Raw genomic sequence first — 7,335 nt, forward strand, 5'->3', positions numbered from 1 at the left:
CCACAAGCCAATGGCGTCGGCAACCGCTCACGGCACCAGCGGCGCGGCGATCTCCGCCCAGACGACCTTGCCTGCGCCAGCCGACCGGGTCCCCCATCTGGAGGCGATCAGGGACACCAGCTCAAGACCGCGGCCGCCCTCGTCGTCGACGTCCGCGTGCCGCCGTCGAGGCATCCGCGGATCACCGTCCGCGACCTCCACGATCACTCTCGATCCGGTCCGGCGCAATCGCGCGGACAACGGGGAGCGGCCGTGCACCAGGGCGTTGGTGACGAGCTCCGACATCAGCAGCACCACCGAATCGACGATGTCGGCCTCGACCAACCAGCCCGTCAGCAGGGCGCGGGCACGCCCACGGGCTTCGCCGAGCCCGGCCGGCCCCGCGGGCACAGCAATCTCGGCGAAGCGGGTCGCCCCGCTGGAGTCGGTGTCGGGAAGTCCGACCAGCAGCAGCGCCACATCATCGTCGTGGCCCTCGTCCCGCCCCAGCGCCGCAAGCGCATGATCCGCACGCCGGCTCAGCGATCCGTTCTGGCGGGAGAGCACCGCGGCCAGATCTGAGACCCCGGCGTCGATGTCGCGCTCACGGCTCTCCACCAGCCCATCGGTGAACAGCACCAACAACGCACCCCGGTGCAGCCGGACGGTGTACTCCTTGACGTCGCCGCGACCGAGGCCCAGCGGAGTGCCGACCTCCATGTAGAGCCGCGACACCAGCCCGTCCGGCGCCACGACCAGAGGCGGCGGATGGCCCGCGTTGGCCAGCGTCAGCAGGCCGGTGTGCGGCTCGACGACCCCGTAAATACAGGTCGCGATCTGACCTTCGTCGATCTCGCAGACCACGCTGTCCAGAAGCGTCAGCACCTCGTACGGCGACAGCTCGAGGCGCGCGCAGGTACGCACCGCGGTTCGCAGCTGGCCCATGATCGCCGCCGCCCGGACCCCTCGGCCCATGACATCGCCGATGACCAGCCCCACCCGACCCGCGCCGAGGTCGATGACATCGAACCAGTCACCACCGACCTCCGTGTCGGCGACGCCCGGCACGTAGCGGGCTGCGATCTCCAATCCTTCGGGCTCGACCACGGCCAGCGGCAGGAGACTGCGTTGCAGCGTCAGCGCGGTGTCCCTGCTCCGGCGGTAGAGCTCGGCGTGTTCGACCGCGACCGCGGCGCGCGCGGCGAGTTCCTCCAGGAACGCGACGTCCGCCCCGGTGAACGGCGCGCGGTCTCCGGCTGCCATGAGACTGACCACACCGGCCACCTGACCGCGCAGGATCAAGGGCACAGCGGCGAGAGTGTGCGCCCCCACGTGTCGCATCCAGCGGGCCATTTCCGTGGATGACAACCACGATGCACCGTCCAGCGGTGCAATGTGACTACGCCCGGTGAGTGCGGCGAGGTGGACCGGGCTGGCCTGCGGCCACGGGCCGATCCGCGCCCGGGGCATCGGCAACTGGGTGAGGCCGGGACGAACAGAGGCGACGGCCCGCCGCAGAACCGGCGCCTCGGGCGCCGCAGCGGTCTCGCCGGCCTCGCCGGCCTCGCCGCCCTGGCGGGTTCGGCCGGACTCGACCAGGTAGACCGCGCAGGAGTCGGCGAGTTCGCCGACGACGACATCGGTGAGCGCCCGCAGCGCCCGTTCCGGCTCCAGCGCGCTCGCGACCGCACCGGTCGCGCGGGCCAGGAGCTCCAAGCGGCGGCCGGCCTCACGCGCGGCGGCCTCGGCGGTCCGCGCCATCTCCTCCGCCCGGCGGCTCGACGCCGCCTCGGCGAGAACGCGCTCGAACAGCGTGGCGCGCTCAAGCGCCTGGGCGCACTGGTCGGCGAGTGCGGTCAGGTAGGTGCGGTCCTCCGGCGAGAACTCGTGCGGCGCGTGGAAACCGAAGAGCAGTGCGCCGAACGGGGCGTCCGCTGTGGCCAGTGGAAGGATCGCCCACGCCTGCTCATCGGCGTCGGTCACGCTCGCTACCAGTTCTGGCACGGGCCAGCGCCCGGCCAGTTCCGCCCGGCCGGACAGGAACAGCGCCCGACCGCCCCGAATGGCCTCCGGCACCGGGTGAACCGCACCCAGGTTGATGTCGGACCAGCTGCTGACGAACCGTTGCGGATAACCGAGAAGGGACCGAAAACGCAGGCGGTCGCTATTCTGGTCGACCAGCGCCACCCCCCGCCCGGAGGCGCCCAGCGCCTGGCGCCCGGCGTCGAGCACGACGGCTGCCACCTCGTCGACGGTCACCGCGCGCGAGAGCGCAGCGGTGACGAACCGAAGGCGCTCAGTCTGTTCGGCCGCGCTCTGCGCGCGCGCTGCCAGCGCGCTGTGGACCGCCTCGGCAGCGCGCACCTCGGTGATGTCACGAGCCGTACCGATCCATTCGACCGGGCGATCATCTCCGGTGACGGGCAGGAGCCGCAGGGCGAGGACGCGATCCGAGCCGACCGAGTCGACGAGCCGGAACTCCGCGTCGAAGGCGCTGCGCCGCTCGACCGCCTGCCGCCAGGCCCGCGCGACCCGGTCACGGTCCTGCACATGCACCGCGTCAAGCCAGCCGAACCCGGTGATCTCCGACCGTCGCTGACCCGTGATCGCACGCCACCGCGGCAGGTCGACATCCAGGCCGCCCTGAGCATCCGTGTGGAAGGCGTCCGCGTCTGCGGCTGCGGCCTCGGCCAACGCCCGGCACCGGGCCTCGCCCCGAGCCAGCTCGCCGCGGGCATCGCGCAGCGCGGTGACATCCGTGGCGACCAGGACTACTCCGAGCAGCACGCCCCGGACGTCCATTGCCGGATACCAGCTGACGGTCCAGGTCTGGCGCGGTTGCCGGCCGCCGGTCGCGACACTGACCTCCAGATCCACCACAGGCTCACCGGTGGCGACCACACGCTGCAGCAGTTGGTGCATCTCATGGCCGACGTCACCCAGGAGCTCCGCCATGGTGCGACCGATGTGGTCCGCGGCGGGACGGCCGTTCAGCCTGGCCAGGACGTCGTTGACCTGCAGATGGCGCCCCGCGGTGTCATAGAGGGCGAGACCGACCGGAGCCCGGGCGACAAGCGCCGTCAGTAGATCGATGGTCGCACCCTCGCCGGTAGCCACCGCATCGAGTCCGTGGATCCCCGCAGCACCGTTGCCGGTTGTGTCAGCGCCATCAGCGCCATCAGCGCCATCGCCGTTCTCGCCGGCCTGATCACCCGTCAACCCGGCCGACGGAGGTCCGGGCGGCTCCTCAGGGAACGGCGTCGTCATGGGAAAAGATTGTGGACGGTGGGGCAACGTTGTGCTCAATGCACTACCCCTGACATTTCCGGCCATCCTCCGGTTGCCGACCGTTCATGGTCACACCGCGCCGGGAGCCGACCCCGGGCCCGAAGCGTCCGCAACATCGAGTGAGGAGCTGATCACTTCCAATACCTGATCACTGACGTGTCCATGGACCTGATCGGGTCCGTGCTTCGGCGCGGGTGCCCACAGTTTGCGCGGCCCGGCGTCCACGCGGGGCAGGCCGCGGCCCACGACGACCTCAGCCGAGAGCACGGTAAGCGACGACTTCGAGACAATCACCGGGTTCAGCGTGAGCGATGCCACCTCCGGCAGGTCGTCCGCGAGCCGTGCGACCCGCATGAGCAGAAGCTCGAGGGCGGCCACGTCGACCGTCTCCGCGCCTCGGTAACCGAACAGCAGCGGGGCGGCCCGCACCGACCGCACCAACCGCGCCGCATCGGAGTCGGTGAGCGGCAGGACGTGGTGGGCACGGTCCCCGAGCAGATCCGTGGCCGGTCCCGCCAACCCGAAGGACACCAGCGGCCCGTATCGCGGATGCTCCAGAGAACCGATCACCACCGCAACACCCGCCGGGGCCATCCGCTGCACCGCGAAGGACCCACTCGTGGCGAGCTGCGCGGCATCACCCTGCACGTCATCACCCTGCACGTCATCACCCTGCACGTCACCGAGTCGGGTGAGCATCGCCGACCAGGCCGCCCGCAACGCCGCCGGACCGGACAGGTCGAGCCGTTGCCCACCGAGCTCGGGGCGGTGTCGATACGGACGGGCGCGCGCTTTGAGGGCCACCGGCCATCCGAGCCGCTCCGCGGCCAGCACCGCCTCATCGGCGGAGGTGACGGTGATGAACGGCTGGACGTCGATGCCGTAGCAGTCGAGCAGATCGGCCGCCCGGGTCTCGTCGATCGGACCGGAACAGCCTGCGAGCAGCGTCCGGGCCTCCTTGGCCCGCCGGGTGAGCTCGGGTACCGAACCGGTCGGTTCCGCGCGCCACTCGGCGTATGACACGGCCCGCACCAGCGCCGCCACGGCGCCCTCCGGTGACGGATAGCCCGGCACACCAGCGAGGTCCGGTGGTACCTCGGTGCCCAGAACCGTCGCAAGAACGGGCACGTCGACGACCCTGGCGGCCGCGGCGACGGCCCTGGCGACCGGACCGGGTTGCGCCGGCGCCAGGCGGACCACCGTCGCGATCAGAGCGTCCGCACGACCGGCGGCGTCGATGAGAACCTCGGTGAACGCCTCGGGCGGGGTGCCGCCCGGCAGCAGGATCCGCTCCACCGCGAGGCCGGATGCCTCCGCCGCCTGGCAGGTCAGCCAGACCAATGCCCGGGAGTCACCGACGACCGCGACCCGCCGGCCGGCCGGCAGTGGCTGGGAGGTCAACAGCATCGCGACGTCGAAACCCTGGGAGATCCGGTCAACCCTGATCACTCCGGTCTGACGCAGTAACGCGTCATCCAGGGTCGAGCGGCCGCTGGTCACCACGACCACCGGCGTGCGCCGGCCGACCCGGCGGGCGAGCCGGGCGAACTTCCGTGGGTTCCCGAAGGTCTCGACGTGCATGAAGACCACGTCGGTGGCCGGATCCTCCTCCCAGAACTGCAGAAGATCATTACCGCTGACGTCGACCCGGTCACCGGCCGAGACGAAACTCGACAGACCGACCCCGCGGGCGGCGGCCGCCTCCAGCAGCGCCGCGCCGAGCGGTCCGGACTGTGAGTAGCAGCCGACCCGTCCGGGCGCGGGCATCCGGCCTGCCAACGACGCGTTCAGCCCGGTGGCGAGATTCTGGATGCCAAGGCTCGCCGGGCCCACCAGGCGCATACCGAACGCACGGGCCGCGGCCGTGACCTCGATCTCCGCCTGGTAGTCGCCGAGATCGGTGAGCATCACCAGGCCGCGTACGCCTTTGCGGCCACACTGGTCCAGGACCTCGGGCACGTTACGCGGCGGCACGCACACCACGGCCAGGTCCACCGGGCCGTCGATGTCGCTTACCGAGGCGACCGCCCGCACGGACGCGACCGCGCCCGGAACGTCGGCCGCGGCGGGGTTGACGGGGTATACCGGGCCGGCGAACCCACCGGCCAGCAGATGTCGGAAGACGATCTGGCCGACCGCGTTGCGATCCCGGGAAGCCCCGATCACCGCGACAGAGCGGGGGTGCATCAGCCGGACGATCGACGCGGCCTCCGCGTGGTGTTCGCGGGCACGCATGACGTCCACCGAGGTCTGCGTCGGCGCGATCTCGAACGACATCCGGACCGCACCGCTGTCCCACGTTCGCGACACGGTGTACCCGGCGTCCAGGAAGACTCCGATCATCTGGCGGTTCTCGCCGAGCACGTCGGCGTCGAAACGGCGGATCCCGCGTTCGGCAGCCGCGGCCGCCAGATGTTCCAGCAGGACCGATCCCAGGCCGCGTCCCTGATGCGCGTCCTCCACGAGAAAGGCGACCTCAGCAGTCGGCGCCGGACGCGCGCCCGCCGGGGACGGCCCGTCCGAGTCCAGCTGGTCATGCTCGGCATCCGACGACGCCGCCGGTGTGCCCTCCCAGTGGGCGATGGCCACGATCTCGTCGCCGATGAGGGTCACCAACGCTCCCCGCACCCACTGGTCGACAACGGTCATCCGCCGAATGTCGGTGTCGGTGAGCGGCCCACGCGCGCTGAAGTAGCGGAAGTAGATGGTGCGCGTCGACAGCCGGCCCCAGAAAGCACGCAGCCGATCACCGTCACCGGGAACGACCCGACGCAGCCGGGCGGTACCCCCGTCAGCGAGGATGACGTCCGCATCCCACCTCGCCGTGTCACTCATCTGTCAACGAGGGGGTCGAGACCGTGCAACGGAAGGATCTCTCGCCGAGTGGCCGCCACCGCGCGGTCCAGCGGGTCATCCGGATCGCCCTCCCCGGCGTCCCAGGGATGAAAGGCGATGTCGACGCCGTCACCGAAGCGTTCGGGTACGGAACCGCCGGTGAGCGCCGCACCAGTCGCCGCACGAACTCGGGCGTCGGCGGCGTGGCGCCAGTCGTCCGGCACCGGTCGCGAGCAGTCCAACGGCACATGACCGGCGATGGCCAACAGGTGGGTCCATGCGCGCGGCACCACCGACGCGAGCGCGTAGCCGCCACCACCACAGGCAACCCATCGTCCACCGCACACTTCATGTGCCAGATCGTGCAGGGACTGGTAGGACGCACGCTGTCCCTCGACCGACAGTGTCAGATCCCCGAGCGGATCGAGGAAATGAGTGTCACATCCGTGCTGGGTGACCAGGATCTCAGGGGCGAACGCACGCAGCAGCACCGGTACCACGCCGCTGAACGCCCGCAGCCAGCCGGCGTCACCGGTACGGGGCGGCAACGCCACGTTGACCGACATGCCACACGCCTCCCCCACCCCGGATTCGTCCGGGAAACCGGTTCCGGGAAACAGGGTCCGGCCGGACTGGTGCAGCGAGATCGTCAATACCCGCGGATCATCGTAGAACGCGGCCTGGACGCCATCCCCGTGGTGAACGTCCACATCGACATAGGCCACCCGGGCGGCGCCGTTACGCAGCAACCAGGCGATCGCCACCGCCGGGTCGTTGTAGACGCAGAACCCGCTGGCAGCAACCCGCATCGCGTGGTGCAGCCCGCCGGCAGGAGCCACCGCGTGGCCGTGACGTCCCGTCCACACACCTTCGGCCGCTGCCAGGGTCGCCCCGGTGATGCGGGCGGCAGCGGTGTGCATGGACTCGAAGACGGGATTGTCCGGCGTTCCCAGGCCGAACATGGCCGCCAAGCCACGCGAGGCGTACTGCGGGGCCCGACGCACCGCCTGGAGGTAAGCGGGGTCGTGTACAAGCTCGATCAGGTCATCCGTTGCGAGCCAGCCCGGCTGGACCGCCACATTGGGGCCGTCCAGAACCCCGGTACGCGCGGCCAGGTCCATGGTCAGTTCAAGCCGGACGGGGTTCAACGGGTGGGTGCGCCCGAAACCGTAGGCGGCCAGGTCACCGTCCCACACGACCAAGGTCGACCCGGACCCACCACCGTCAGCGAAA

Annotated in this window: 3 protein-coding genes; all 3 read right to left on the minus strand. The window is 70.8% G+C overall.

The features are described 5' to 3' along the window. Window positions 1-27 precede the first annotated feature (27 nt). Entirely contained in the window at window positions 28-3,246 is a 3,219-nt protein-coding gene (locus U9978_RS14725; protein WP_322761691.1) for a SpoIIE family protein phosphatase, read from the minus strand. Between the two features lie 90 nt (window positions 3,247-3,336). Then, window positions 3,337-6,102, minus strand: a complete 2,766-nt coding sequence (locus U9978_RS14730) for a GNAT family N-acetyltransferase (protein ID WP_322761692.1) — start codon at window positions 6,100-6,102, stop codon at window positions 3,337-3,339. Then, window positions 6,099-7,298 carry an acetoin utilization protein AcuC gene (locus U9978_RS14735; RefSeq protein WP_416210975.1) on the minus strand — a complete coding sequence of 400 codons (1,200 nt, stop codon included), beginning with the start codon at window positions 7,296-7,298 and terminating at the stop codon, window positions 6,099-6,101. The genes U9978_RS14730 and U9978_RS14735 overlap by 4 nt, the downstream gene beginning before the upstream one ends. Between the last annotated feature and the right edge of the window lie 37 nt (window positions 7,299-7,335).

This window comes from Protofrankia sp. Cr2, assembly GCF_963555885.1.
Classification (GTDB): Bacteria; Actinomycetota; Actinomycetes; order Frankiales; family Frankiaceae; genus Protofrankia.